Source organism: Radiobacillus kanasensis (assembly GCF_021049245.1).
Taxonomy (GTDB): domain Bacteria; phylum Bacillota; class Bacilli; order Bacillales; family Amphibacillaceae; genus Radiobacillus; species Radiobacillus kanasensis.
In genome coordinates this window covers 1,048,716-1,074,569 of record NZ_CP088020.1, presented here as the reverse complement: position 1 = coordinate 1,074,569, position 25,854 = coordinate 1,048,716, and the positions used below count along the sequence as shown (strand labels likewise).

The 25,854-nt window shown below is 39.0% G+C and carries 27 protein-coding genes and 1 pseudogene; 7 read left to right on the top strand and 21 right to left on the bottom strand.

The genetic code is table 11. From position 1 onward, the window contains the following. Positions 1-297: 297 nt before the first annotated feature. From KO561_RS05685 to KO561_RS05670, 4 genes are all read right to left on the bottom strand, one after another. Positions 298-504, bottom strand: a complete 207-nt coding sequence (locus KO561_RS05685; protein WP_231096163.1) for a capping complex subunit for YIEGIA — start codon at positions 502-504, stop codon at positions 298-300. Positions 505-526: 22 nt separating this feature from the next. Next, positions 527-1,417: a YIEGIA domain-containing protein gene (locus KO561_RS05680; RefSeq protein WP_231096162.1), complete on the bottom strand. Its 891-nt coding sequence runs from the start codon at positions 1,415-1,417 to the stop codon at positions 527-529. A 97-nt stretch (positions 1,418-1,514) separates the two neighbouring features. Continuing rightward, entirely contained in the window at positions 1,515-2,357 is an 843-nt protein-coding gene (locus KO561_RS05675; RefSeq protein WP_231096161.1) for a DegV family protein, read from the bottom strand. Positions 2,358-2,463: 106 nt separating this feature from the next. Then, entirely contained in the window at positions 2,464-3,462 is a 999-nt protein-coding gene (locus tag KO561_RS05670) for a DoxX family membrane protein (protein ID WP_231096160.1), read from the bottom strand. Between the two features lie 567 nt (positions 3,463-4,029). On the opposite strand from KO561_RS05670, the gene KO561_RS05665 reads away from it, so the two are divergent. Next, positions 4,030-4,728, top strand: a complete 699-nt coding sequence (locus KO561_RS05665) for a YetF domain-containing protein (protein WP_231096159.1) — start codon at positions 4,030-4,032, stop codon at positions 4,726-4,728. 147 nt (positions 4,729-4,875) lie between these two features. Next, positions 4,876-5,001 (top strand): annotated as a pseudogene (locus KO561_RS05660) (SDR family oxidoreductase); the annotation flags it as partial. Between the two features lie 24 nt (positions 5,002-5,025). Here KO561_RS05660 and KO561_RS05655 read toward each other — a convergent pair. Next, on the bottom strand, positions 5,026-5,460 hold the full coding sequence (locus KO561_RS05655; protein ID WP_231096158.1) for a VOC family protein: 435 nt from the start codon (positions 5,458-5,460) through the stop codon (positions 5,026-5,028). A gap of 87 nt (positions 5,461-5,547) precedes the next feature. On the opposite strand from KO561_RS05655, the gene KO561_RS05650 reads away from it, so the two are divergent. After that, positions 5,548-6,063 carry a metallophosphoesterase family protein gene (locus KO561_RS05650; RefSeq protein WP_231096157.1) on the top strand — a complete coding sequence of 172 codons (516 nt, stop codon included), beginning with the start codon at positions 5,548-5,550 and terminating at the stop codon, positions 6,061-6,063. A 12-nt stretch (positions 6,064-6,075) separates the two neighbouring features. Here KO561_RS05650 and KO561_RS05645 read toward each other — a convergent pair whose 3' ends face one another. The 4 genes from KO561_RS05645 to KO561_RS05630 all read right to left on the bottom strand — a co-directional run bounded on the left by KO561_RS05645 (position 6,076) and on the right by KO561_RS05630 (position 10,533). After that, positions 6,076-7,347: an ATP-binding protein gene (locus KO561_RS05645; protein ID WP_231096156.1), complete on the bottom strand. Its 1,272-nt coding sequence runs from the start codon at positions 7,345-7,347 to the stop codon at positions 6,076-6,078. Between the two features lie 158 nt (positions 7,348-7,505). Then, positions 7,506-8,063, bottom strand: coding sequence for a GNAT family N-acetyltransferase (locus KO561_RS05640; RefSeq protein WP_231096155.1), 558 nt, complete (start codon positions 8,061-8,063; stop codon positions 7,506-7,508). 24 nt (positions 8,064-8,087) lie between these two features. Next, the gene (locus KO561_RS05635) at positions 8,088-9,164 is read right to left on the bottom strand and encodes a M42 family metallopeptidase (protein WP_231096154.1); all 1,077 of its coding nucleotides are present in this window, start codon (positions 9,162-9,164) and stop codon (positions 8,088-8,090) included. 73 nt (positions 9,165-9,237) lie between these two features. Further along, positions 9,238-10,533 carry a hemolysin family protein gene (locus KO561_RS05630; RefSeq protein ID WP_231096153.1) on the bottom strand — a complete coding sequence of 432 codons (1,296 nt, stop codon included), beginning with the start codon at positions 10,531-10,533 and terminating at the stop codon, positions 9,238-9,240. A gap of 231 nt (positions 10,534-10,764) precedes the next feature. Between KO561_RS05630 and KO561_RS05625 the strand changes: the two genes are divergently transcribed. Beyond that, the gene (locus tag KO561_RS05625; protein ID WP_231096152.1) at positions 10,765-10,938 is read left to right on the top strand and encodes an asparagine synthase; all 174 of its coding nucleotides are present in this window, start codon (positions 10,765-10,767) and stop codon (positions 10,936-10,938) included. A 112-nt stretch (positions 10,939-11,050) separates the two neighbouring features. After that, positions 11,051-11,500 carry a hypothetical protein gene (locus KO561_RS05620; RefSeq protein ID WP_231096151.1) on the top strand — a complete coding sequence of 150 codons (450 nt, stop codon included), beginning with the start codon at positions 11,051-11,053 and terminating at the stop codon, positions 11,498-11,500. Between the two features lie 24 nt (positions 11,501-11,524). Here the strand turns inward: KO561_RS05620 and KO561_RS05615 are convergent, their stop codons facing one another. From KO561_RS05615 to KO561_RS05585, 7 genes are all read right to left on the bottom strand, one after another. Then, a complete protein-coding gene (locus KO561_RS05615; RefSeq protein WP_231096150.1) occupies positions 11,525-12,046 on the bottom strand; it encodes an AAA family ATPase in 522 nt (173 codons plus the stop codon). Between the two features lie 126 nt (positions 12,047-12,172). Further along, entirely contained in the window at positions 12,173-14,278 is a 2,106-nt protein-coding gene (locus KO561_RS05610; protein ID WP_231096149.1) for a heavy metal translocating P-type ATPase, read from the bottom strand. Further along, positions 14,271-14,639, bottom strand: coding sequence for an ArsR/SmtB family transcription factor (locus KO561_RS05605; protein WP_231096148.1), 369 nt, complete (start codon positions 14,637-14,639; stop codon positions 14,271-14,273). Before KO561_RS05605 ends, KO561_RS05610 begins: the two co-directional genes overlap by 8 nt. A 162-nt stretch (positions 14,640-14,801) precedes the next feature. After that, entirely contained in the window at positions 14,802-15,290 is a 489-nt protein-coding gene (locus KO561_RS05600) for a GNAT family N-acetyltransferase (protein WP_231096147.1), read from the bottom strand. A 718-nt stretch (positions 15,291-16,008) separates the two neighbouring features. Further along, on the bottom strand, positions 16,009-17,046 hold the full coding sequence (locus KO561_RS05595; protein ID WP_231096146.1) for an outer membrane lipoprotein-sorting protein: 1,038 nt from the start codon (positions 17,044-17,046) through the stop codon (positions 16,009-16,011). A gap of 55 nt (positions 17,047-17,101) precedes the next feature. Further along, a complete protein-coding gene (locus KO561_RS05590) occupies positions 17,102-17,560 on the bottom strand; it encodes a hypothetical protein (protein ID WP_231096145.1) in 459 nt (152 codons plus the stop codon). A 1-nt stretch (position 17,561) separates the two neighbouring features. After that, positions 17,562-18,347 (bottom strand): hypothetical protein, encoded by a 786-nt coding sequence (locus tag KO561_RS05585; protein ID WP_231096144.1) that lies wholly within the window; start codon positions 18,345-18,347, stop codon positions 17,562-17,564. 121 nt (positions 18,348-18,468) lie between these two features. On the opposite strand from KO561_RS05585, the gene KO561_RS05580 reads away from it, so the two are divergent. Continuing rightward, on the top strand, positions 18,469-18,765 hold the full coding sequence (locus tag KO561_RS05580; protein WP_231096143.1) for an HNH endonuclease: 297 nt from the start codon (positions 18,469-18,471) through the stop codon (positions 18,763-18,765). A gap of 85 nt (positions 18,766-18,850) precedes the next feature. Next, complete coding sequence (locus KO561_RS05575) at positions 18,851-20,320, top strand: potassium/proton antiporter (RefSeq protein ID WP_231096142.1); 1,470 nt, start codon at positions 18,851-18,853, stop codon at positions 20,318-20,320. Between the two features lie 13 nt (positions 20,321-20,333). Here the strand turns inward: KO561_RS05575 and KO561_RS05570 are convergent, their stop codons facing one another. The 5 genes from KO561_RS05570 to cysK form a co-directional block, all read right to left on the bottom strand. Next, positions 20,334-21,761, bottom strand: coding sequence for a SpoVR family protein (locus tag KO561_RS05570; protein ID WP_231096141.1), 1,428 nt, complete (start codon positions 21,759-21,761; stop codon positions 20,334-20,336). Positions 21,762-21,862: 101 nt separating this feature from the next. Beyond that, complete coding sequence (locus KO561_RS05565) at positions 21,863-22,180, bottom strand: rhodanese-like domain-containing protein (RefSeq protein WP_231096140.1); 318 nt, start codon at positions 22,178-22,180, stop codon at positions 21,863-21,865. Between the two features lie 140 nt (positions 22,181-22,320). Further along, positions 22,321-23,691 carry a dipeptidase gene (locus tag KO561_RS05560; RefSeq protein WP_231096139.1) on the bottom strand — a complete coding sequence of 457 codons (1,371 nt, stop codon included), beginning with the start codon at positions 23,689-23,691 and terminating at the stop codon, positions 22,321-22,323. A 95-nt stretch (positions 23,692-23,786) separates the two neighbouring features. After that, complete coding sequence (locus KO561_RS05555) at positions 23,787-24,923, bottom strand: bifunctional cystathionine gamma-lyase/homocysteine desulfhydrase (protein WP_269140700.1); 1,137 nt, start codon at positions 24,921-24,923, stop codon at positions 23,787-23,789. After that, complete coding sequence (cysK, locus tag KO561_RS05550; RefSeq protein ID WP_231096138.1) at positions 24,924-25,847, bottom strand: cysteine synthase A; 924 nt, start codon at positions 25,845-25,847, stop codon at positions 24,924-24,926. Positions 25,848-25,854: the final 7 nt, after the last annotated feature.

The window sequence follows — 25,854 nt, the reverse complement described above, 5'->3', positions numbered from 1 at the left end:
AAGCTAGCTAAAATCTTACTTAACATACTGGTTGTTTTGTTCAGTTTTCAAGGATCAATACTTTAATATGTTTTAATGACAACTTTTATATTGTATCAAGTCACTAATTGAAAGTCAATAACCTTTCACAAAAATTATAATCACTTTCTTAAGCGACAATTAACAATATATCATGATACAAAACTTAAAGTCAACAACTATTTGATGTTTTGTTAACCAACTATTCATTTTCGCGTCGGTGTTATCTAGTATATACGCTGAAGATCAAAAAAGATACCTGCAATATTTTCCATTTACCTATACACGTATTACTAAGTAATCACCATTTTTCATCCTTACAACATCCGCCTTCATCGCTTTAGCAATATCCGATGTCATCGAATTCAGTTGATCCTCATCCGAAGCAAACAAGGATAAGGAAGTACCACCAAGAACCCTTTCTTTATGTTGGGTAATATAAGCTATTATTTCATAACCTGGCTTTTGACTTGATTCTCTACCCATGATTCATTTCCTCCATATTGTATTACTTCATTAAACCATGACTTTTTTTGGAGCTTTCCAAAACAGGGGTATGTTTCATTGCTTCTATTAACTTTGGAACATCTCGAATGATAGGAACAAATGTTATGACAACTCTGCCCTGTTCATATTCCTTCCTACTAAAATGATATCTTTTCACACCTAAGGTACGCGTTGCTTCAAATAATGCAGCCTGCCTTTGCCCAAAGTTGTCTAAAGTAACACGGTAATGTTGCTCTTTCGGAGTTAATAAAACTGCGATTCCCTCATCCCGAAACATCTTTGCAGCATTCTCACTCCCTAAAATGTTAGATACATAAATGCCGTCTACAAAAAGCTCGGAGCCTTTTACTTCAACTTCTCCTTCTTTTATATCTGCTATGTCTCCTATCATTTTCCCTTTTGAAAAGTTTCTTAAAAGGAATAAACAGACCACACCTGCTACTACTCCTAGTAAAACTTCTACCCATATTAGTTCTGTTCGTATGAGCTGGATTGTTAATGCCGTTGCGAAGGCAACCACTAAAGCAAAGTAATTACGTGCTTCAAATGTTTTGGAAATACCATCAATATAAGCATCACCGCGAAACGTAAACTCTGTATTCTCTAAATCTTTCAAGCTTTCCCTTTCCGATTTTCGAACATCTCGAAATTGTTGAATCGCAAGGGTCAAAAATGTAACAGCAACAAAGTTCTTCGTCATGAGGGCTGGAATGGCTACAGCACCTAAAGCTGCCGCTACAAATCCCGTTACTAAATGTATTAAATAACCGTTAGGATAACTTGGGTATTGTCGGAAGTCTTCTTTTATTGTGATTGCTCGCGCCAATGTCCCTACTAATAGCGCCGTAACAATCATAACAACATGTTCTGTAGAGAGAATTTGGTCTGACATAGTGAACCTCCGTATCTCATCAATAACTATAGATTATCCAAGCCTTCCTATTAATATGTAAAAAACCTCTCTACGTCATCCGTAAAGAGGTTTATCGTTACTTTGCTAGCCATGCTATACCTAATGTCCCATATCCAGTATGGACACCAGCTACTGGTACAAGCGTTTCAATTTTGAATTTTATATGCGCGTGCAATTTCTCCAGCTCCAGCTTCCATTGCTGAGCTTGATCAAACACACCGGCATGCAATATACACAATTCATTAAGCTTGTGTTTCTCAATTGCTTCTTCAATAATTTGATTCATTTTTTTTCGAACTCGTTTGCTTGTTCTCACTTTATCATGAATGACTACTTTACCATTGTCGAAGCAAAGCATTAATTTTATATTCATAATGCTGGCTAAAGCTGATCTAGCTGCACTAACTCTTCCACTTCTTCTTAATTGCTCTAGGTTTTCTGGAAATAAGTATAATTGGGCTTTTTCCGGTAAAGTACGAAGTGTCTCCACAATTTCCTCATACTCTTGGCCTTTCTGCTCCAATTCAATCCCCAAATCAATCATTTTGCCCAATGGATAAGCTCCAATTCTCGAATCAATCACCTCCACCGGAAAATTAGCCATTTCCGATGCGCTTTGAGAGCTCTGATAGGTTCCTGTTAATTCACTGGAAGCGTGAAGAGCAATTCCGCAATCATACTCTGTCTTTAGCTTCTCATACAATTCCACAAATTCGCCAAAGGTAGGTTGGCTTGTTTTCGCCCCTAGCCCGTGAACTTTAAGTTTTTCATAAAATTCATCTTTCGTAATATCGATATCCTCTCGATACGATATGTCGTTGACTATTACATTCATTGGTAAAACAAAGATGTTATGCTTTTCAATAAAATCTTTTGACAATCCAGAGGTACTGTCTGTAATCCAAGCTATTTTTCTCATGTGGCACTCCAATCCTAATCTTTTCCCTTTTTCTATAGAATACCGTCTAAGCTCCATTTAATCAACGAATACCCTAAAACAACAGGCTTGTTTCAACTTTTATGGATTATCCAAACCGATAATAAATGAGAATAAAGGTACTAAGCACAAACAAGAAATTAAGGAAAACAAAGACCATTTGATCTAATTTAGTTCGATGGATTTTGATTGGCGGATAATAAAAGGAAACTCCTTCAATAACAAAAATAATTAAGATGATGTGTATCATCGCATGTCCAATAATCTCTGTCATTCCGAAAATCATTGTCGTCAAAATAAATATAACAGTCACCACAATAGCCAACACACGATTTAGGATTCCTACAACAAGTAAATACCCCACAACAAACTCAATGAAAGCAGCCAATACGATGAACACACTTGGATCAAAGCCAAAAGTCGGAACACCATGATGTTCAATGATCTCAATAGTCATAGAGGGATATACCCATTTTTCAACAGCCACCCAGCATAGACTAAGCCCTGTTCCAAGGTATAGGAATGGAAAGCCCCAATTTTCCAGCTTTGTATTCCATAATAGGAGCACCCCAATAATGGCGACATAAAAACCATAATCAAGCATGTAAAACCAGCCATAATCCACCCAAAGTGTGGCAAATAAACCGAGCATAACAATGGCTGCTGCTTTTGTGGCAATATGATGTGGAATTAATAATCCAATAATAATGAACCACATAACGAGTGTCTGCCACGTATGATCGATAGCAAAATCTGGAGCAAACATCGTTCCAGAGAGTACTTGAATAATTAGGGAACCTGCTGTTCCGTACTTTAGAATATAACGAGAATATTTGCGCAGACCTTCCAATGCGTCATTTATCTTTTTAAAAATAGGGATATGCATTAATAACGGGATAACTTGTGTGAGAACCGCTAATAAAACGGCAATAAGTAAAGATACAGTTAAAAATAATGGAGATAAGATGTCTTCAATCGGGATTTTTACTGGTGGTTTTGTAGCGAACCATTTTACATGGCCATATATAGCCAAAGGAGATAGGCAAACAAGCACAATCAAACCTAGGCTTAAGAATTTTCTAATCATCATTTTGCCCCCTTTTACTGATTCTTTGTAGTATGAACCATTAAAAAGGGATTATAAGTAGTAGTACGCAAATCAAAAGTCTCTTTCGTAGATTCTGAAAGAGACTTTTTAACGCGTCCATATTTGATTATCCATGATACGATCCTCCATTTTATTTACTTCCTACTGTTATTTAGGTCGTCGTTCATGGACTAGATACAATACTTCAAATTCGTTCATCCTATCATAACCTCCTTTTATCTCATTTTGCTTCCAACCAATTATTTAGGTCGACGTTCTTGCATCATATACTCAATTTCGTATTCATTCATGTCCTTTCACCTTCTTTCCTTCCCATTACCTTGGGCGACGGTCACTAACTTCTTGCATTACTTCAAATTCATTCAACATTCTTTTTTCCTCCCTTTCGTTTCGTTGTTTTCATTATAGACGGCATAACTCTTTTTCATAACGGTAAAGAGGTTGAACTTGATTCAGCCTTTAGACTGATTTGATTTCAGACTAATTCGTAAGAAGAGCATGATTTTAACTAGTTTAGGCAAGATAAAACGTGAAGGAGGAGTCAAAATGAGTGTATTAGAATTATTCGTTCGATTAGGAATTGCATTTGTAACGTTATTAGCCTTAACAAGATTGATGGGCAGGAAAGAAATTAGTCAAATGACTTTTTTTAATTTTGTTTCCGCCATCTCTATTGGAACAATTGGAGGCTCTCTAGTTACGAACAACACTTTATCTATTAGTAATGGTTTTCTCGCATTAGCTGGTTGGGCTGTTTTTACGATCGTAATGGGCTGGATTGATATTAAATCTAGCAAAGTGAGACAAGTGATTGAGGGTCAACCCCGGATTGTCATTAAACAGGGACAGATCATGGAAAAGGAAATGCGTGAAGTTCGTTTAGATATTGATGCTCTAAACACCATGCTTAGACAGAAAAACGTATTCTCAATTAAAGATGTGGAATACGCCATTTTTGAGACGAACGGAAAATTGTCTGTCATGAATAAGGAAGGGCAACTACCCGCCACTAAATCCGATATGAATCGAGATATCACAAAGGTCCCTGCTTATCCTATGTCCACAGAGCTCGTCTCTGATGGGAAAGTCAATTATGCGAATCTTAACAAATTAAATATGGACGAAGACTGGTTACAAGGAGAATTGCAAAAAGCCGGTGCCTCCGATGTAACAGATGTTTTCTATGCAGAAATTCAAAAGGATGGTTCCCTTTTTGTTGATCTTAATCAAGACACCCTTCACTAAAAAAGCTCTTCGATTTGGTTGGTTAATCTGTTCAAGCTATAATAGAAGAAAAAACGTAGGGAATAGGTGCGAGCGTTATCAATGGAGTGGTTCTCGTCACTGAAAGCAGGAAGTGGTATCGGAAAATCTGTAGAATCCCGTTATGAGGTTGGGAAACCAGAGGACATTGCGAGAGCTTGTTTATTCTTAATTGATCCTAGAAACGACTTCATAACCGTGGAAAACTTAGTTATAGATGGTGGCATGTCTAGAAAAATGATTGATGAACATTAGAAAGGAAGGCCATAATGAGCCTTCCTATTCAATGATTAACATGTCGTTTTCATCGAACTTCCAGTGTTCGGAAAAAGCAACTTCCCACATATATCCATCTGGATCAGAGAAATATCCACTATATCCACCCCAGAAAACATGCTGAGGCTTTTTCTCAATCTTGCCTCCTGCTCTTTCTGCTTGCTGGATGACATCATCCACCTCTTTCTCCGACTTTGCATTATAGGCAAGCGTAATTCCTGTAAAGCCTTGACGAACTTCTGGTGGATTTTCTTCATTAATGTCCTTTGCGAGCAAGTCTAACGGGTACAATTCTAACTTCGTACCGGCATTATTAAAAAAGACAATCGAAGGGCTGTCTGAAGTTTCAGAGGTTGAAAATCCCAGCCCATCTCGGTAAAAGGAAACAGAAGCCTTCATATCACGTACACCTAAAGCTATTAAATTTATTCGATTCATCCCAGATCCCCTTCCTAGTTTTATTAGCTTATAATTCGCTATAGAAATACGTTTTCCTGCCATCTGTATGTAAAGGATGTGTTTTAAATGAAAATTATCGTTGTATCAGATACCCATATTCCAAAGCGAGGTTCTATGATTCCTGATCTACTAGATCAGGAGGAAAAAAAAGCGGACTTGCTCATTCATGCCGGTGATTGGCAAACTACAGAGGTCCTCCGATATTTTCAAAAGCACATAGAAGTTGTTGGTGTTGCAGGCAACGTGGATGAACCAAGCCTTATCGATGAACTCGGATGGCGAAAGCTGATTCATTGCAACGGTGTCCAAATTGGTGTAATTCACGGACATGGAAAAGGAAAAACAACAGAGAAAAGAGCCTATGAAGCCTTCAAGGACGAGGCTGTCGATATTATTATTTTTGGCCATTCTCATATTCCAGTAAAAAACGTCATAAACGGTGTCACCATGTTTAATCCTGGATCGGCTACGGATAAACGGAGACAAAAGCAGTTTTCATTTGGGAAAATCATCATTGAAGAAGAAGTAAGCATCGAGCATATTTTTTACGAAAGTAAAAAAGGGCCAGACATCATGTCATAGCCCTTCAATCTTTCAAACTAATGGCAAGGAAACTTTAAAAGTTGTTCCTTCACCTAATTCACTTTCAATTTTCATTTTTCCATTGTGATTTCTAATGATGTTTAAACAAATAATCAGCCCTAAGCCTGTACCTTTTTCTTTCGTCGTAAAGAAGGGCTCTCCGATCTTCTGAATATGCTCCTGTGACATCCCCGGTCCTTCATCAACTATCGTTAAAAGGGCCATATTTCCTGTACGCTTAGCGGTCACGGTAATCGTTCCACGATCCATAACTTCAATTGCATTTTTAATAAGATTGATAAGGACTTGCTTAATCTTCGCCGGATCACAATCTATCATAAGCTCTTCCTCTTGAAAGATTGTATGAATAGAAATCTCTTTTAAAACAGCTTGGGTATTTAATAGAACTTGAACATCTTCCACAAGCTTCACAAGATTTTGTTTGGACCTCGATTCGGAATCAGGTTTTGCAAGTAGCAGCAATTCCGTCGTAATCTTTTCAATTCGACTTAATTCCTCATGAATCACATCAAAATACTTCTCTTCTTTTCGGTCCATTTCCTTTATGAATTGAAAAAAGCCCTTTATCGTTGTTAAGGGATTCCGGATCTCATGACAAATTCCTGCTGCAAGCTGACCAGCAAACGATAGTTGTTCAGATCGCACTAAATCTTCCTCTGCTGATTTCTCTAAATTTATTTGATCTGCAATAGAAGGGATTACCGAGTTACTCGTTTGATAGATTTGAGTTGGAACAATCTGATTATCTGTCATGTAATAATCATGGGATTCTAATAATCTTACACATACATCCGTAGGAAGATTGGTAGCGTCGTAAGCACATACCGAAATAATATGTTTATCTCTCACATAGTTGTCACTTTCCCGCTCATACGTACATAATTCCTCATACCCCATTATAGTAGGAACAACTAATCCCCATGTTCGAACAAAATGATAATTTCCAGACGTTCGAGTTATCTCAAAAAAATTATGGAAAGTTTTGTCCGCCGTGTCAAAATAGAATTCATCAATATCTTTATAAATAATAGTATCTAATTGTTGTTCCGTGATTCCGTTCTCTACTAATCGATGCCAAATTTTCTCTTGATTATGTTTGTGTTCTACGAAAACAATTCCATGGCCAAGTAGTATTCCTTCTTCAATAAAATTGGCGGCATTGCGAAGGTACTTTTCATGATCACTGTATGTATATAGAATATGGCCGCCTTTCGAAAGGCTATCTTGAGATACTCTTATTTCTCTTCCTTTAGTTTCTGCCATAGATATTTTCCCTTCCAACATTCTTTTCCATTATGTATGCAATTTACTTTTCGACACTATTATAGCAACATATTCCCTAATTTTGTAGAGATGAAACCCATATTACCCATATATGACCAGATTTGTCTTGTTCCATTCAAAAAGAGAGTTAGTCTGCACTAACCCTCTTTCTCTATACTTTCCCACTGATCAGCTAGCATGCTATATACAATGTGGTCCACATAATGATCGTATAACCACTCTGCTTGCCGCAATATCCCCTCTTCCGTAAACCCTAATCTTTTTGGAATGGAGAGGCTCTTGTAATTATTGGTCGCTATTCTTATATCGATTCGATTCATTTTTAGTTCATAAACAGCTACGTTCACTAATGCCTTTACGACCTTTGTCATAATCCCTTTGCCCGTGTAGGGCTTTCCTAGCCAGTACCCAATAAGAGCTGTCCGGTTTACCCAATCTAATTCATTAAAACCAGCTATACCCACGATTTCATCTTTATATAGAATCGCAGTTGTCATTCCTTTGTTTTCAATATAATGAGCTCTGGTTCCTTTAATAAATACTCTTGTATCCGATACCTTCGTCGTCACGTCTAACCAAGGTAACCACTGTCTAAGATACTCTCTAGATTGTTCGATTAACTCAAAAATTCGGGGAGCATCCTGTGGCTCTACCAACTTTAAAGCCAGATCCTCATCAACCTTGTGAGTAAACATGTGCCTACCTCCCATGATTCACATTTAGTAGGAAACTAACGGAGATTGGATGTACTGATACAACAGATTTTCTGTTTGCATGATAGAAGATTCGTGGGTCCGTTCAAAAGCATGGGAAGAATCAATTCCAGGACCTATTAGACCGTGTACGATATCATAACCAGCTCGAATAGCTGCGGAAGCATCTGATCCATAGAAAGGATAGATATCAAGCTTATAGCCAATATCATGCTTCGTGGCCAATTCCACAAGATGCTTTCTTAAGCCATAATGATAGGGACCACTTGAATCCTTCACACAGATGGAAACCGTATATTCATCCGTTGATTGTCCATCTCCCATCGCTCCCATATCGACAGCAAGATATTCGACTGTCTCTGGCGTTATATTTGAATTTCCTCCATAGCCAATTTCTTCGTTATTAGAAATGAGGAAATGGGTTGTGTACGGTAAAATAATATCTTCATCTTTTATTCTTTTAATAAGCTGAAGTAAAATACCAACACTTGCCTTATCGTCCAAATGTCGTGACTTAATGAAGCCATTCTCAGTCAGTTGGACTCTTGGATCGAACGAAACAAAATCTCCAACTTCAATTCCAAGGTTTCGTACGTCCTCCGCACTTTCAGCTTTGGCATCGATACGAACCTCCATATTCACTTGATTTCGTTCCGCTTCTCCAGCATTTTTATATACATGGACAGAAGTTTGATGCATCAATATCGTTCCCGTAATAATATCCCCTGATGCAGTTTCTATTTCACAATATTCCCCTTCAATCGAGTTGTAACGGAACCCTCCAATTAAGTCGAGACGAAGACGACCGTTCGTTTTAATTTCCTTTACCATAGCGCCAAGGGTATCAACGTGTGCGGTTAGCATTCGGTGCTCATCTTCATTTTTCCCAGGAAGAGTGGCAATCAACCCACCTTTGCGATTTCGTTTCGTCTGCACGTGCAATTCGTTTAAATAAGATTCTACAAATGAAATGACTCGGTTCGTATTCCCAGAAGGACTTGGAATCGAAACAAGTTCCTTAATAAGTTGTTTCGTTTCTTCCACATTCGGATATGTACTCACTTTACTTTCCCCTTTCTTCATCTATCTACTCCCATATTAACACATATTTCCTTCTAAAAGAGTAAGCAAGCAGCTATGTATAGTGCTGCTTGCTTTATGTCCTTTCATTATGGATGACCTCTAAATAAAGAATGTGGTGTCCATCTATTTCAATCACTTTAAATGTATAGCCTTCATATTCCATTTCTGTATTCGCGTCCACGTCCATATTCTGAGTCATAAACCAACCACCAATTGTATCAACGCCATCCTCCGCAAGGTCCATCCCTAACAAATCATTCACTTGGCTTATTAATACTTTGGCATCTAGTAAGTAGTGACCATCCTTGAGCTTTCTAATCTCGGCAATCTCATCAATATCAAATTCATCCCTAATTTCTCCGACGATTTCCTCTAGTATATCCTCTACCGTCACAATACCAGAAGTTCCACCGTATTCATCAATAAGGATGGCCATATGAGTTCGCTCCTTTTGCATACGAACTAATAAATCATGGATTGGAATGGTTTCAATCACTTGTATGGCTGGCTTAATAAATTTTTCTAATTGAAACTCTTCAGAATGTACCATTTTTCTTGTTAAAAATTCTTTAATATTAATAAGACCGATGATATGGTCTTTATCCCCGTCTACGACTGGGTATCTCGTATAATGCTCAGAATGGATAATCGATAAAATATCCTGTTCGGAATCGGTAACAGACACTGTAACTATCTCGGTTCGTGGAACCATGATTTCTTTGGCTAAACGTTCATCAAATTCAAAGATATTGTTAACATATTTAAGCTCATTTTTATTGATTTCCCCACTTTTGTAGCTCTCAGAAAGAAGATATCGGAGCTCTTCCTCCGAATGAACGACATCATGCTCAGAAGCTGGCTTCATACCAAACAGACGTACTAATAATTGAGCAGATCCATTCAGCATCCAGATAAATGGAAACATGACCTTATAGAAAATAATAATTGGTTTAGAAAATAGTAAAGTAACGGTCTCTGATTTTTGAATCGCAACCGTCTTTGGAGCTAACTCCCCAACCACCACATGTAAAAATGTAACGGCGGCAAAAGCAATACTGAAAGACAAAATATGTGTGATGGACGCATTGAGATGTAGCGCCTCAAATAGCGGATGAAGAAGTGCTTCGACTGTCGGTTCTCCAATCCACCCTAATCCCAATGCCGTAACCGTTATCCCTAACTGACAGGCAGAAAGATATTCATCCAAGTGATTGACTACAACCTTAGCAGCATTCGCCCCTTTTTTGCCTTCCGTAATCAATTGCTCAATTCTTGAAGATCTAACACGAATGATAGAAAATTCGGTTGCCACAAAAAAACCGGTTAATGCGATTAATAAAATTAATAAAAAAAGGTTCAAGATATCCAATTAAGTCGCCTCCTATAAAATAGCGAGGCTCACCTCCTAAACATAGAGATTCTTCCTTAGGGTCACCACAAATGAAAATAATATAAAAAATCGCTATGAAGCTGCTGCGTTTCCACACATTCTTTGAAAGAAAAAATGGAAAGCAATACATAACCGTTCTCTTACATCGTTTTCATGATTTAGCTAACAATATAAAGGAAGGACTGATTCATCCAAAAGGAGGAACTTTTCATGGAAACAAGAGAAGGTATGATTCCAACTGCGTTAGGTACTGCAGTTACAGCTACTGGATATGCCATGAAGCAAAAAAAGGGATCTAATAAAATGGTTGCCAATACGATATTTGGGTTTGGACTAGCTCACGTTGTTCTTGGAACGATTGACCTAGTTAAGAACCGTAAATAAAAAGTAATAAGGTATAAGCAGGGCGAGCTAAACAGCTCGTCTTGCCCTTCATAAGTGAAATCAGCTAAGGAGGTGCCATTATGGCAATTCGAGCAGAGCGGAGGGAACTCCTTTGAAATCCTTGGAAGTATTACTCTGGAGTATTGCTTTCCCTGGTTTTGGACAGCTTTTAAACAAAAGTTATATTAAAGGCTTATTATTTATTTTCTTAGAATTTCTAATAAATATTAATTCTAATTTTAACGAAATAATCTATTTAAGTTTTATCGGAGAAACAAGTCAAGCATTAGAAGTTGCCGACTTCAGCTGGCTTATGTTTTACCCATGCATTTATTTCTTTTCCATGTGGGACGCCTTTCAAGATGCTGGCGGTGGAAAGCAAAAATATTCCTACCTTCCCTTCGCATTTTGCGCCTACTTTGTCACCATCGGGATTATATTTTCACCCAAGGTTACCATTTATCATTTTTTTCCAGGTCCAGTTTTATTACCAATGAGTGGTGTAATTCCTGGTTTAATCATCGGTTTCTTATTAAAAAAATGGTTAATTCGAAGAGGATAAATACAATAATCGTGTAATTGTCCTCTATTTTAGTAATGCTTTCTTTATCTCCTCACTACTCGTAACAATCCAGGTTTTTTGACTAAATGCCTTTAAAATTTTCAGAATTTCTGGTCTGCTTTCTTTTTCAAACTGTTGATTCCAAACGAACATTTTCCGTAGTATTCGAAGTGAAGCTCGATAATGGGATTTTTCTAGGCGAAGGATCTGCTTCATGTACCTCTTCCAGATACGCCATCTCCTTGTTTTCATCCGTACATCCAAAAATACGATGATATCCGCTTTTATTAACCCATCATAGATCCATTCATGATGCACTCCTTCTACAATCCATGCGTCTGAAGCAATAATTCGGTGGAATTGTTCATCTCGAACGCTTAGACTGTTTCGAACATCTCCATGACTCGTTCTATTCCAAACGACTTGGTCCAGCTCATAATGAGGAATTTTAAGCTTCTTGGATAGCTCTTTTGCTAATGTTGTTTTTCCGCTACCTACGGATCCAATAATATGTATTCTTTGCGGTCTTCTTGGTCTTCGCGCCATTTTATCTCCCCCTCATTCGGTAACGGTATTCCTTTATAGTTCCTCCAATGATTCTTCACGTAGCGATTAAAATCCTTTAAAATTAGAAAAAAGTTGATGCGTGTGGCACCAACTTTTTTCTCTTTCTTATTCTTTTACTCGTAACAACCTCAAACTATTTAAGGTAACAAGTAAGGTGGCACCCATATCCGCAAAAATCGCAAGCCATAAGGTTAACCATCCGGGTATAACAAGTAGGAGTGCAGCGGCCTTTATTGCCAATGAAAAGCTAATGTTTTGCTTAATGATAGCAAGAGCTCTTCTACTTAGTTTCATCGTAAGGGGAAGTTTTTCTAAGTCATCTGACATGAGAGCAATATCTGCTGTCTCAAGAGCCGTATCCGTCCCAGCACCCCCCATTGCAATACCAACAGAAGATGCTGCTAGAGCTGGTGCATCATTAATGCCATCCCCCACCATGGCGACACCTTTATAAGTAGTCCTCAGTCCCTTAATGACTTCCAGCTTATCTTGAGGCAATAACTCTGCTTGGATATCTGTTACACCAATTTGATTTCCAATAGCCTGAGCCGCTCGTGGATTATCTCCAGTTAGCATAATTGTTTTTTCTATTCCTACTTGATAAAGCTTCTGAATAACTCTTTTCGAGGATTCCCTTACCTCATCAGCTATAGCAAGACAGCCTAGTATTTCCTTTTGCGAGCCTAATACAATAACCGTATTGCCTTTCTCTTCAAGGTCTTGAATAATGGATTTTTGACTAGATGACATTCTTCCAAGTACCGTTTCCAAAAAGCTAGGACTTCCTAATGTATAACGAATATTGTCGAGATTCCCTTGAACTCCTTTACCCGTAACGGATTGAAAGTCCTTAACCTCACCGATTTCTAAGACCTTTTCCTGTTCCGCTTTTCTGATAATAGCGGAAGCAAGTGGGTGCTGAGATCCCTTCTCTAGTAAAGCAGCGATACGAAGGACGTCCTCACGATTAGATCCAAACGGTTCCATTTCCGTTACTACCGGTATCCCTTTCGTCAAAGTACCCGTCTTATCAAAAGCGATTGCTTTAAGCGCTCCGGCCGTTTCAAGATGAATCCCACCTTTAATTAAAACTCCATTCTTTGCTGCATTTCCAATAGCGGTTACAATCGCAACAGGAGTAGAAACGACTAATGCACATGGGCAGCCTACGACGAGAACTGCTAAGCCCTGATAAATCCAATCCACCCAGTTACCAGTGAACAAGGGAGGTAAAGTCGCTATGAGAAAGGCGATCACAATAATTACTGGCGTATAGTACTTAGCGAATTTATCAACAAATGCTTGAGATGGAGCTCTTTCCGCTTGTGCTTCTTCTACTAAGTGAATGATTTTAGCTAATGTTGTATCTTCAACTCGTTTGGTTACTTCGACCTCTAGCAGGCCTTCTTCATTCAGTGTACCTGCATACACTTCGTCCGCAACGGTTTTAGCAACGGGAATACTTTCACCAGTAATCGCTGCCTGATTTATAGTAGAAGCTCCTCGTACAACTTTTCCATCCATAGCTAATTTCTGACCAGGCTTTACGATCATTATGTCGCCTAGCCGAATATCTTCAACTCGAAGCACAATCTCCTTCTCATTTCTGCGAACCAAAGCTTCATTAGGTGCGATATCCATTAAGGAAGCAATCGATTGTCTCGCTTTATCCATCGAATAGGTTTCAAGTGCTTCACTTATCGCAAACAATATAACAACGGTCGCTCCTTCTCCCCATTCCCCAATGGCTGCGGCTCCGAGGATGGCAATCGTCATTAAGGTACTCATATCAAATTGTAATCGAGATAGATTTTTCAACCCTTTTCGGAAAAGGGTATAGCCTCCTATTACGATAGAAGCTCCATATCCAATTGTCGGTATCCAGCTATCTTCTAGAACACTACTTACATACCAGCTCGCTAGCAATAAAATGGCAGAAACATAGACCTTTATCGTTTCTTTCTGTTTCCAAAAAGGAAGTTGCTTCTCTTGTTTTTCTTTTTCATCTAGTATTTTTAAATTCTCGAAGGATCCTGCTTTTTCCAGTGCTTCTCTAGATGTTAGACCATATACCGTGATTTTCGATGCACCAAAGTTCACACTAGCTTCCGTAACTCCGTCCAGCCGTTTCACGTTTTGTTCAAATGTATTCGCACAACCTGCGCAGGAAAAACCTTGTACACGATACGTTTTGGATGTTTGTTCAGGCATAAACTTCAGCCCCTTTGGAATAGGCTAAAGCCGTTTGGATCAGCATGTTCAGTTGTGGATTCACCATGGAATAGAAAACAAGCTTCCCCTCCTTGCGTGAGCGAACCATTCCTTGTTTACTTAATGTACGTAAGTGATGAGAAGCAGTCGCCACCGTTGCACCAATGATATTAGCGATATCACACACACATAATTCACCGTCTTGGGACAACGCATAGGCAATCTTAGCCCTATTTTCATCTGCTAACACTTTGAACATCTTGGAAACACTATTTAAATTTTCTTGCTCCATCGCCTTTCGAACACTTTGCACCTTCTCTTCGTTATAACAATAAATATCGCAAGTATCTATTCGAGTCATCCGATTACCCTCCATTAATCAAATATCCATTTGAATATAATATACATGTTCCTATTAAAATGTTCAAATGAAGATTTGAATATTAGAAATTTATCCATGCAAAAAGACAGACCTAAGTCTGCCTTATATTCGTATGCCCTTGTTCCCAATTAACCTCTTGAACTATGAAATCATATCATCTGTATGGAATTCCTGAATAGACTTCCGATTTTCATACCGCTCTGAAACGGCCCCATTCGTCATTCGGTAAGTTAAGCTTCTCCAAAATGCTTGTGCAGGATAGTTTTTTTCGATTTGAACAATGTGCCATTTACCGGGAAACCTTTGAAAAAGCTGGGAAGCCGCTTTCTGGCCGTACCCTTTCCCGCCATATTTCGCCATGATAAAAAACTCCTGCATTGTATTTGGCTCCTCTTCATGAGCACTTTCGACCAGTGCAAACCCCATTTGTTCTCCATCTACTTTGAAGAAAAAGGCATGTAAATGAGGATTTTCCCAATAATCCTTAAGATTAAATGGCTTAAAAGCACCGTTCTCTTCTAACTTAATAGAATGTTGAAACCTCGTAAATTCATAAATATAGAATTGCATCAAATTATGTAAAATATTTTCTTCTTGGCGGGTTACCGCTTCTACTATTATTGGTTTCAACCTGTTTGACCTCCGTGCTGTTTTTGTTCATTGTACCACAGCGATGTCATAAAGAATTTATACTAAAGAACAAAAGCGCAAGCGCCCGGGTTTAAGGATTACAGACTAAGACCATCCTTTGCGGACAACGTCTGCAGACCCCTTGCCGGGGCCACGTACGGACTGGACTGAACCGTCGGAGATAAAGGAAACATGCCCCTTCAAAGGGGTATGCCAACGTTGGGCGCAAAGCCCGGGTTTAGTTGGCCTTCCTTAGTTAATAAAGGTTAAGGAAATTCGACTATCGTCGAACAGTTATCGTACAGAGGTGAGGGAAGTCTCGCTAGTTGCTGGGTGCTGAAGCTGGACGTGGCTGTTGCAGTATGTTTATCCACACCAGGCAAATTTTATAATTTCCTATACTAAACAAGAAAATGACTGAACCATCCATAGGTCAGTCATTTTCCTTTTAAATATTTTGCAATCTTTCAAGCATGTCTTTTGCTCTAGTTGATCCGTTACGTTGTAGTTTTAGCTTCAATTTCCTTTTGATTTCCTCGTCACATTTCTCGAGAATCAAAAAAGCCTTCATTTCATTTGAAGTCATCACCTTACGATACAACTTGGAGACCTGTTTACCATCGTCGTCGCCCATGTATGAAGATAACACTCCCTTTCATTATAGTAATGTTAGTATATCACTATTAAAATCAAAAAGTAAATTGGATACAAGTCCCAATCATTCGACAGATTTCACAATGTCCATTGCTTCTTCTTTCGAAATATCTTGGCTCATAATCGTAACATCATACAACATCCCATTTACCCCCCAAATAAAGCTTTGCATCTCTTCGTAGGCAATATAGGTCATTTCTTTGCCATCTATCGTGACAGTTTCTCCGTCTTCATATGGAATTTCATGTAACATTTCACCGTCTGGGTCTGCACTTACCATCAGAGCAATGCTCTCATACTCGTTCTCTTTATCGTAATAGACAAAGTTTGCCATACTATATTCCTGATCGTAGTAGCTGTCACCGAGCTCGTAGTTTTCAGGGAGTTTGGTTATTTCAGGGACGGGAAAAGTTGCTAGTTCTATAATTTCTTCAGGGGACTGACTTTCGACCTCAAAATCATCGGAAGTTAATACATTCGTTCCATCGGGTATTTCAAAGGTAAATAAGGAATCATCTTGGTCCTCGCTAAACTTTATGCTTTCATATACAATCGTCGTCTCAAAGCCTTCCATGCCCGTATGAATCTTCAGCGGAAGCCACGTTTCTTTGTCAAACCAAAATTCCATTTTGTCTTGATAAAGCTTTGTGTCTTTTGGAGTTAACATTACATGATACGCGTCTCGCCCAGATACTTCTTCAGAACCCATGATCTCTACGGTATTATTGTCGACCATTTCTTGAATCATGTCTTTTAGAAAATCTGTCTGATTCATGTCCCCAGTAGCCATTTCTTCTTCGACAATGACTTCATTTGCTTGTTCATTATAAATCCATGTACTCTCTCCATTACTCACAATTAAGTACCCATCTTCGTATTCCATTCGACTTTTGTTCGGCTTCTCTATCCATTCCTCATATCGAATAGTTTCTTCTTCCCCATCATAATTACTAGTTGAAGATACAATCGCATGATACGCGGATAGATTTTCCTGTGCCTCTGTAACTTGATTCATGATTTGATCAACATCTACATTTTCATTCGTGCATCCACTTCCTATCAAAAGTAAAAATAAGGATATCAATACCGATAACCTTCGCATGGTTTCCCTCCTTCGTTCTTATTTATTCCTTTTATCAAGTGTCCATAAGGGAGTTTTACTGCTGTTTTACCTTGGCAACGCCCAACGCTAGATAATCCCATAAAATTTCTTCCACTTGTTTTCCTTGTATGTCCTCACAAGTAACAATAAGAATTAAGTCAGCTTGCTTTCCTTTTGTCGTCTTTTTGTTCCTTCTCTTTATAGCCACGATAATGAAATCAATCAAAAAACCTAAAACAAACCCTCCACCAGCACCAATCAAGCCCCAAATAATGGGTCCCCAATCCAATTCAAAACCTCTACTAGATAAAATCACGGAAAAAATGACAGCAAGAAACATTCCTTTATTAATAAGAGAAATCCCATCTGATTGGTGGAGCGTATCAAAGATTTTTGCACCCTCTGTTCGTTTATCTAACGGAACTGCAAAAATGTCACAGAATCCCTCTTGTTCAAGTTTTCGAATGGCAAGTTCTACATAGTCGGAATGGTCAAAGGTTGCAAAAACCTGCATATTAATTTACTTTCACACCTTTCTTAACGGTGAATCCTTTTGGTTGATAACAATTTTTCAAGTATTTTTTTTGTTCCACTTCAAAAAGCTTATTGTTTTCAACCGTATTCATATAGGAATCATAGATTGTAAAAAAGTAAAACGAAGGGAGATAGAGAAGCCATTGGGCTCTTAATACCTCCGTAGATTTTTGTACATCTCCTAGGAGTAAATAATGAAAACCCTCAAGAAAATGTGAAAAGTGCATAAATACTACTGTAATGGCGAGGGTGAAAATAGCCCCAAATATTCTATGGTTATATAACTGCCCCACACTAGGGATAGTCATAGCCCAAAGCGTTGCGACAAGTGGTCTTCTTTTATCGAGGTAATTGATTTCAAACGGTTTAAGTATTACTTTTTGCATAGACGATACTTCCTTCTCACCAAGCAGATAAATTTTATTTAAATCCACTGTCGTACGATAGCTGTCCCAAATGGCAAATATATAAACGGGAATATATAGATGCATATATCGAAGATTTAATACTTCTTTGGCGGATTCAATGTCACCTGTAAACGAATAGACCATGGCAAGATTTAAATGCGTGCTTTGATTAATAAAAATCTCCCATAGAACTAAACTATAACCACGTAAATACTTGGATAACAACAAATGACCATATCCAGGAAAAGCAACGGACCAAAGTGCAATTATATAGGGATTCCTTAAATGGATTTGGGTTGTTCCAAAAACACTAATTTGTGCAATCTTATTCCGATTCTGATTGCTTTGATTTGATTTCATAGAAGCACCTCTTGAAGATTTACATGTAGAGTAGTTTTTACAAGAGGACCGTCTACCATTCAGATTAGAGTTATGTTACTTCATTTTTTTCTTAGGTGAATGTTGGAAAGGGGATAGCATATTGAAGAAAGACTATTGTGAACTTTGTGGACGTGATGAAGTGAAAACGACTGTACACCATCTACTTCCAAAAGAAAAAGGAGGAACATTTGGAGCTACAGCAAACCTCTGCATTCCTTGCCATAAGCAAATTCATGCCCTTTATACAAATGATGAAATTGCCATTCGCTTAACATCGTTAGAAGATTTGCGGCAAGATGATCAGCTTTCTCGCTTCATAAAGTGGATTCGTAAACAGCCACCGACAAGGATAATGAAAATAAGAAAGTCCAATGAACGAAAACGAAATGGTCGATGAGAACAAGGTGTAATATTACTCTTTGAAATTTCAATTTGATATAATAAAGTAGTAAGTTCCTAAGGAAAAGGGGTGATAACACGAAGTGGAAAACATAAATAATTCCTTTATACTTATCTCTATTTTGCTTATTATTGGTGTCTTGACTACAAAATTCTCCTCACGACTCGGTCTCCCTTCTCTTGTTTTTTACATCATGGTTGGCATGATTCTTTCTAATTTCATTTACTATGACAATGCCTTACTTACTCAATTATTTGGGATCCTTGCACTAGTTGTTATCCTCTTCGAAGGTGGAATGCAAAGCAATTGGCCGAATATTAGAAAGGTGATTAAACCCTCCCTTTCTCTAGCGACTATCGGTGTGCTTGTCACTACCGTAGTCATCGGAGTATTTGCCAAGTACATTTTGGACCTACCATGGTTAGAAGGACTTCTATTTGGAGCGATTGTAGGCTCAACCGATGCAGCTGCAGTATTTGCAGTAATCGGGAATAAAAATATAAAACAGAAACTAGGATCAACACTTGAGGCAGAGTCCGGGACCAATGATCCGATGGCTATATTCCTAACCGTTTCCTTCATTTCCTTGATCCAATCTCCTGAGCTAAACATTCTTGGGATTACTCTAAGATTTTTATGGCAAATGGGATTCGGGTTAGCAATGGGCTTAATAATGGGGAAAGTTACCGTATGGAGCATTAATAAAATTAACTTAGATTCCTCTGGTCTTTATCCTATTTTAGCTTTAGGATTCGCTATCCTAACCTATAGCCTCACAAGTTTCCTCCAAGGTAGTGGCTTTTTAGCGGTCTATATCATGGCTTTATTAGTCGGAAATTCTGATCTGACCTACCGTCATTCCATATTCCGATTTAATGAAGGCTTCGCTTGGATGATGCAGATTCTTATGTTCATTTTATTAGGTCTATTAGTTTTCCCAAGTCAATTGCTAGACATATTTTGGCAAGGGATTATTCTTTCCTTACTACTCATTTTGGTAGCAAGACCTATCGGGGTCTTCTTAAGTACGATAAACATGAAATTTTCCGTAGCGGATAAAATTTTCTTATCGATATCAGGCTTAAAAGGGGCTGTACCAATTGTGCTAGCGACGTATCCGATGATTGCTGGATTAGAAAATAGCCAGCTCCTATTTAATGTCGTATTTTTCGTCGTGTTCACATCAGCCTTAGTCCAAGGAGCAGCAATCTCTCCTTTAGCAGACTATCTCGGATTATCTGGCCAGGAGAAGTTTTCCTCTCCCCATACCTTAGAATTAGTTTCTATTGGAAAATCATCATCGGAAATATCCGAAATCGCTATAAAGGATCATTCCGTTGTGCTAAATAAGATGTTATCTGAAATTAAACTGCCGAGGGATACGCTGATATCTGCCGTCATACGAGGTGATAATGTAGTGACTCCAACTGGTACCACTACCCTCCAAGAAGGGGACATCGTCTATGTCTTGGCACCAAAATCCAAACGCAAGCAAGTCAATCATATATTTATGAGAAAAATTCAAACACAGAAAAAGGAGCAGACCGAATAGTCTGCTCCCATTTTTACAAGTATTGCTTCATCACTTTATTCCCATCATACGTAAACAACGCTTCCCGCTCCTCAATAACCGTTTCCATATGAACAGTTCTTCCCCAGAGCTGATAAATGTAAGGCAATGTTTTTTCTAAATAAGTGAGATCCAGTTCCACTCCTTCAAAGTGGTGCTTCAAGTAAAGCTCCCCATTAAACAAGTAATCCCCATTTTGAACTGTAATAAATGGGAATCCACCATTCACACGCATTGCAATGAGTTGATCACGGACATTTTCCCAACTTTTATCGGTCACCTTATACTCATTCCCTTGTTTTTCAAATAAGTAAAGGTCCTCTCGTTCTACAAAATCCTTCGTCAAATAATTACGTAAGAAGGAAATATCGGATTCTATTTCTCTTACTTCAAATATCTTTTCTCTTCCTGACCCTGGTTCCACTCCCCATCGTTTCATTTCTTCAGTTGGGTTGTTAAACCGCTCTTCAATGTCTTCAAACATTTTGACTCCAAGGTAGTACGGATTTATTTGTGTTTTGGAGGGCTGCACGACCCCTGCATTTAAACTCGCAAACTCAATAGATTCATCGCTTGTCAGATCCATTTCACGGAGGATCCGTTGATGCCAGTAGGAAGCCCAGCCTTCGTTCATGATTTTCGTTTCCAACTGTGGCCAAAAATACAGCATCTCCTCACGCATCATGGTGAGTATGTCTCGTTGCCAGTTTTCTAGATGACGGCTATGTTCCTCGATAAAGAGTAACAAATCTTTTTCGGGGTGAGGCGGAAACTTCTTTTTACGTCGTTTTGGCTTCGTTGGTTTTTCGTTGGTTTCATCAAGTGCCCATAAGTCTGCATAAGGTCCAGCATCCTGTTTATCAACTTCCTCTTCTTCATCCTCCCACTCTAGTTGCGGCTTTAATAAAGTTGGATCAATGTGCTCCTGAATCGCTAAAATGGCATCTAAAAACGATTCTACCTCGTCTATTCCATATTCTTTTTCATAAGCAGCAATTCGCTCTGCTGTCGCTGACATACTTTCCACCATGTCTTGATTGGTATTTTGAAATCTAGCATTGTTTTTAAAAAAGTCACAATGGGCTAGGACGTGCGCCACAATTAATTTGTTTTGGATAAGAGAATTGGAGTTAAGCAGAAAGGCATAACAAGGGTTGGAGTTGATGACAAGTTCGTAGATTTTGCTTAGACCAAGGTCATATTGAAGCTTCATTTTATGAAATTGCTTGCCAAAGCTCCAGTGTGAAAAGCGAGTCGGCATCCCGTAGGCACCGAATGTGTAAATAATTTCAGGTGGACATATTTCATAACGCATCGGATAAAAATCTAAGCCAAATCCTTTGGCTATCTCGGTAATCTCGGCAATGGATTTCTCTAAGGCAAGATGATCCGCTTGTTTCAAAGGGCGACCTCTCCTTTTCATATAGTACTATTACTATATGTTCAGAAAGGATTAATGATGAAGGCGAGCTCAATGCAAAAAAATAAGCCCCTGAACATCGAAGCGTTCAAAGGCTAACTAAACTATTTTTGCTGACATCCACATTCCGTTAATGTATAACCGGTTACCTTAAAGCCTTTACTTCTTAAGACTCGAACTCCAAGATTTCGTTCTATTTTGTCGGATGCGATAACATGCACTTCTTCCCGTGGAATTTCATGATGGTATCGTTTCAAATACGCTAAAGGTATAGAGATAGAACCATTAATCATATCATTAGAAGCAACATTATAGTCGCGAATATCCACCATTACACGGTGAGGAGTATGTGGATCTTTATTTATATCGATACAAGGAATCCCCGATATCGGAAAAGTTCGTGAGTAAAGAATAATAAACAATAATAGAATAAGAACTACTGCGAAACTAAGTATAAGAACAACTCCTTACTTCGTAGATTCTTTAGCAATCCTTATCCTATAACGTGGACACACATCGTGTCAATCACAAATGCTTGATTTAACAAACTCTACAAACTGTTTTAACCTTCTTGAACTTGTTGCCAATAATAAACAAGTGTCTCCATCCCTTTATCAAAGTTTTCGAGTGGAAAGCTCTCATTGGGGGAATGTAGACGATCCTCAGGTGTACCGAATCCCAATAATACAATTGGCATTTTATAAACCGCTTCAATCCATTCCACAACTGGGATTGAGCCACCCATGCGAACGTACACGGTTTCCTTACCAAACGCTTTTGTAAAACTTTGCGCAGCTTTTTCTACTAACGGATGATTCGGATCTACTTTATACGCTTTAGCCGATAGTGGTTCTTTCTTAATGTCCACTGTAACCCCTTTAGGTGTATGTTTGTGAATATGGTCAATTAAAAGCTGTTGCACATGCTCTGGATCCTGTCCTGGTACGAGGCGGGAAGTTAGTTTGGCTGTTGCGTAGGAAGGAATAATCGTTTTCGTTCCTTCTCCTTGATAACCACCAAACATTCCATTAATCTCAAGTGTTGGACGGGCCATCGTATGTTCTTTAGCCGTGTAGCCCTTCTCCGGTGTTACCTCAGGAATTCCCGTAGACTGAACAAAATCTTCTCCCGGTACTTCCGCAATCAGCTTCCTTTCTTCATCAGAAAGCTCATCCACTCCATCGTAGAAACCTTCTACTAGTACTACTTCGTCCTCACTTTTCATAGAAGTAAGAATATGGGACATGGCCATTAATGGATTTTTAACCGCTCCCCCATACATGCCAGAATGAAGGTCACTAGACGGTCCATGTACCGTGAATTCTAATCCTGTGAATCCTTTTAATCCGTAAAGAATTGTCGGTTGCCCTTTCGCAACCATCCCTGAGTCAGAGATAACGGCAAAATCTGCAGAGAATTGCTCCTGTTTCTCTTGAAGAATCTCGTATAGATTTTCACTACCGATTTCTTCTTCTCCTTCTATGCATACCTTCACATTAATCGGAAGTTTTCCTTCTGTTTTCATATAAGCTTCAAACACTGCTAAGTGCATGAACACTTGTCCTTTGTCATCACTAGAACCACGTGCATATAAGCGACCATCTCTTACCTCGGGCTGGAATGGCTCACTGTCCCACAGTTCTAATGGATCAGCTGGTTGGACGTCATAGTGACCATAAAGCAAAACAGTTGGAGCATTAGAACCTGCTCCCATCCATTCCCCATACACTAATGGATGACCTTTCGTTTGTTGTACTTCCACCTTTTCAAAACCTATGTCGTTCAAATAATCGGAGACGAACTGGGCCGCTTTCTCCACATCTTGTTTATGTACTTTATCGGTACTCACACTCGGAATCGATAAAAATTCATTTAGCTTTGTTAACAAATCATCTCGGTTAGACTGCAAATACTCTAGTGCTTGCTTAGACATTCGTCATTCCTCCTAAAATTTCCTTAACGTCGTTATTTTATCATAATCTTATATAGATAGAAAAAGCAGTACCTATCGAGGTACTGCCAAGTCAATTATGCCATTGCTTGCTTTAAGTCTTCAATTAAATCTTCGCTATCTTCAATTCCGACGGATATACGAATCAATCCATCGGTAATTCCTAGCTCAGCGCGGCGGTCCGCAGGAATCGAAGCGTGCGTCATTTTTGCCGGAACCGAAATCAAGCTTTCTACGGCCCCGAGACTTTCCGCTAAGGTAAAGTATTTTGCTTTGCTAATTACTTCATCTGCCTTTTCAGCACTTCCCACATCAAAAGAAATCATTCCACCAAATCCACCTGCCTGTGCTTTCGCTACATCATGTCCTTTATGACTTGCGAGACCAGGGTAATAAATAGTGGTTACTTGTGGATGTTTTTCTAAAAATTCTACGATGGCATGCGTATTTTTCTCAATGGCTTCCATACGAAGACCTAATGTTTTAATTCCACGAATAAGTAACCAAGAATCCTGTGGTCCAAGTACACCACCTACAGAATTTTGTACAAAGTGGAGATCTTCTGCGAGCTTATCAGAATTCACTACGACTAATCCGGACACGACATCACTATGCCCTCCGATATATTTCGTTGCACTGTGAAGAACAATGTCTGCACCAAAGTCAATTGGTTGCTGCCAGTAAGGCGTTGCAAACGTATTATCAACGATCAAATACAGATCATGTTTTTTCGCAATCTCAGACATTTTTTTCAGGTCTGTAATTTTCAACAGTGGGTTCGTTGGTGTTTCAATATACAAAGCTTTTGTGTTTGGTTTAATCGCGGCCTCTACTTGTGCCGGATCACTCGTATCTACATACGTATGATCAAGATTGAAGCGATTCAAAACCTTCGTTGTTAAACGGTACGTTCCACCATAGACGTCATCCGTCATCACCACGTGATCTCCAGCATTGAAAAGCATCATGACAGAAGTAATGGCAGCCATCCCTGAACCGAAGGCAAAGCCTGCTTTTCCATTTTCTAAATCAGCGATCAGTGTTTCTAAAGCGTGGCGTGTTGGATTACCTGTACGAGAATATTCATACCCTCTGTGTTGACCAACTGCATCCTGCTTATACGTACTTACTTGGTAAATGGGAACAGAAACAGCACCTGTTTGTTCATCACCAGTTACGGTTCCTCCGTGAATCATTTTTGTTTTTGGCTTCACTTAAATCCCTCCTTGATAAATCTGCTTACTCAAATATCGTTCACTTGAATCTGGGAAAATCGTTACAATCGTAGTTCCTGGCTTCGCTGTTTCCGCTTCTTTTAATGCGGCTACACAAGCTGCGCCTGATGAACTTCCTACTAGAAGTCCTTCTCGTTTCGCCAGTTCTTTTACCATGTCAAATGCGTCTTCATCGGTAATCGTATGAATTTCATCGAAATAAGAGCGATCCATATAGTCTGGTAAAAATTCCATTCCAATTCCCTCGGTTTTATGCGGTCCAGACTCCCCACCAGCGATTACAGAACCTTCAGGCTCCACGATTGCTGTTTTCACATTCGGATTCATTTCTTTTAGATACGTGGCGGTACCCATAAACGTTCCGCCTGTACCAGCTCCAGCAAGGAATACATCTACTTCCCCATTTAAATCATTCCAGATTTCTGGTCCGAGTGTTTTGTAATACGTTCTAGGGTTTGCAGGATTACCAAATTGTTGAGGCGAATAGCTATTTGGAATTTCTTTTACGAGCTCTTCGGCCTTTGCAATCGCTCCACGCATTCCTTGACTAGTTGGCGTATGAACAATTTGGGCTCCTAACGCTTTCATCAACTCTTGTTTCTCTTTACTAAATTGCTCCGGTACGCAAAAAATAACCGACACATTTTTATCGATAGCAGCAAGTGCCAGTCCGATTCCTGTATTTCCTGCGGTTGGTTCAATGATCGTCCCCCCTGGGGAAAGTTTTCCTGTATCAAGCGCATCTTGAATTAATTCCTGGCCAAGACGATCCTTCACACTACCACCTGGATTATAAAACTCTAGCTTTGCAAACAAACGAACCCCCTCAGGAAGGGGGAACTTTGTTAATTCCACTAACGGCGTATTTCCGATTAACTGTTGAGCATTTTTATAAACAGCCATATGGTTA

Coding starts and splice junctions, on each gene's coding strand:
- KO561_RS05685 (WP_231096163.1), bottom strand. CDS start 504: ATGGGTAGAGAATCAAGTCAAAAGCCAGGTTATGAAATAATAGCTTAT.
- KO561_RS05680 (WP_231096162.1), bottom strand. CDS start 1,417: ATGTCAGACCAAATTCTCTCTACAGAACATGTTGTTATGATTGTTACG.
- KO561_RS05675 (WP_231096161.1), bottom strand. CDS start 2,357: ATGAGAAAAATAGCTTGGATTACAGACAGTACCTCTGGATTGTCAAAA.
- KO561_RS05670 (WP_231096160.1), bottom strand. CDS start 3,462: ATGATTAGAAAATTCTTAAGCCTAGGTTTGATTGTGCTTGTTTGCCTA.
- KO561_RS05665 (WP_231096159.1), top strand. CDS start 4,030: ATGAGTGTATTAGAATTATTCGTTCGATTAGGAATTGCATTTGTAACG.
- KO561_RS05655 (WP_231096158.1), bottom strand. CDS start 5,460: ATGAATCGAATAAATTTAATAGCTTTAGGTGTACGTGATATGAAGGCT.
- KO561_RS05650 (WP_231096157.1), top strand. CDS start 5,548: ATGAAAATTATCGTTGTATCAGATACCCATATTCCAAAGCGAGGTTCT.
- KO561_RS05645 (WP_231096156.1), bottom strand. CDS start 7,347: ATGGCAGAAACTAAAGGAAGAGAAATAAGAGTATCTCAAGATAGCCTT.
- KO561_RS05640 (WP_231096155.1), bottom strand. CDS start 8,063: ATGTTTACTCACAAGGTTGATGAGGATCTGGCTTTAAAGTTGGTAGAG.
- KO561_RS05635 (WP_231096154.1), bottom strand. CDS start 9,164: ATGAAGAAAGGGGAAAGTAAAGTGAGTACATATCCGAATGTGGAAGAA.
- KO561_RS05625 (WP_231096152.1), top strand. CDS start 10,765: ATGGAAACAAGAGAAGGTATGATTCCAACTGCGTTAGGTACTGCAGTT.
- KO561_RS05615 (WP_231096150.1), bottom strand. CDS start 12,046: ATGGCGCGAAGACCAAGAAGACCGCAAAGAATACATATTATTGGATCC.
- KO561_RS05610 (WP_231096149.1), bottom strand. CDS start 14,278: ATGCCTGAACAAACATCCAAAACGTATCGTGTACAAGGTTTTTCCTGC.
- KO561_RS05605 (WP_231096148.1), bottom strand. CDS start 14,639: ATGACTCGAATAGATACTTGCGATATTTATTGTTATAACGAAGAGAAG.
- KO561_RS05595 (WP_231096146.1), bottom strand. CDS start 17,046: ATGCGAAGGTTATCGGTATTGATATCCTTATTTTTACTTTTGATAGGA.
- KO561_RS05590 (WP_231096145.1), bottom strand. CDS start 17,560: ATGCAGGTTTTTGCAACCTTTGACCATTCCGACTATGTAGAACTTGCC.
- KO561_RS05585 (WP_231096144.1), bottom strand. CDS start 18,347: ATGAAATCAAATCAAAGCAATCAGAATCGGAATAAGATTGCACAAATT.
- KO561_RS05570 (WP_231096141.1), bottom strand. CDS start 21,761: ATGAAAAGGAGAGGTCGCCCTTTGAAACAAGCGGATCATCTTGCCTTA.
- KO561_RS05560 (WP_231096139.1), bottom strand. CDS start 23,691: ATGTCTAAGCAAGCACTAGAGTATTTGCAGTCTAACCGAGATGATTTG.
- cysK (WP_231096138.1), bottom strand. CDS start 25,847: ATGGCTGTTTATAAAAATGCTCAACAGTTAATCGGAAATACGCCGTTA.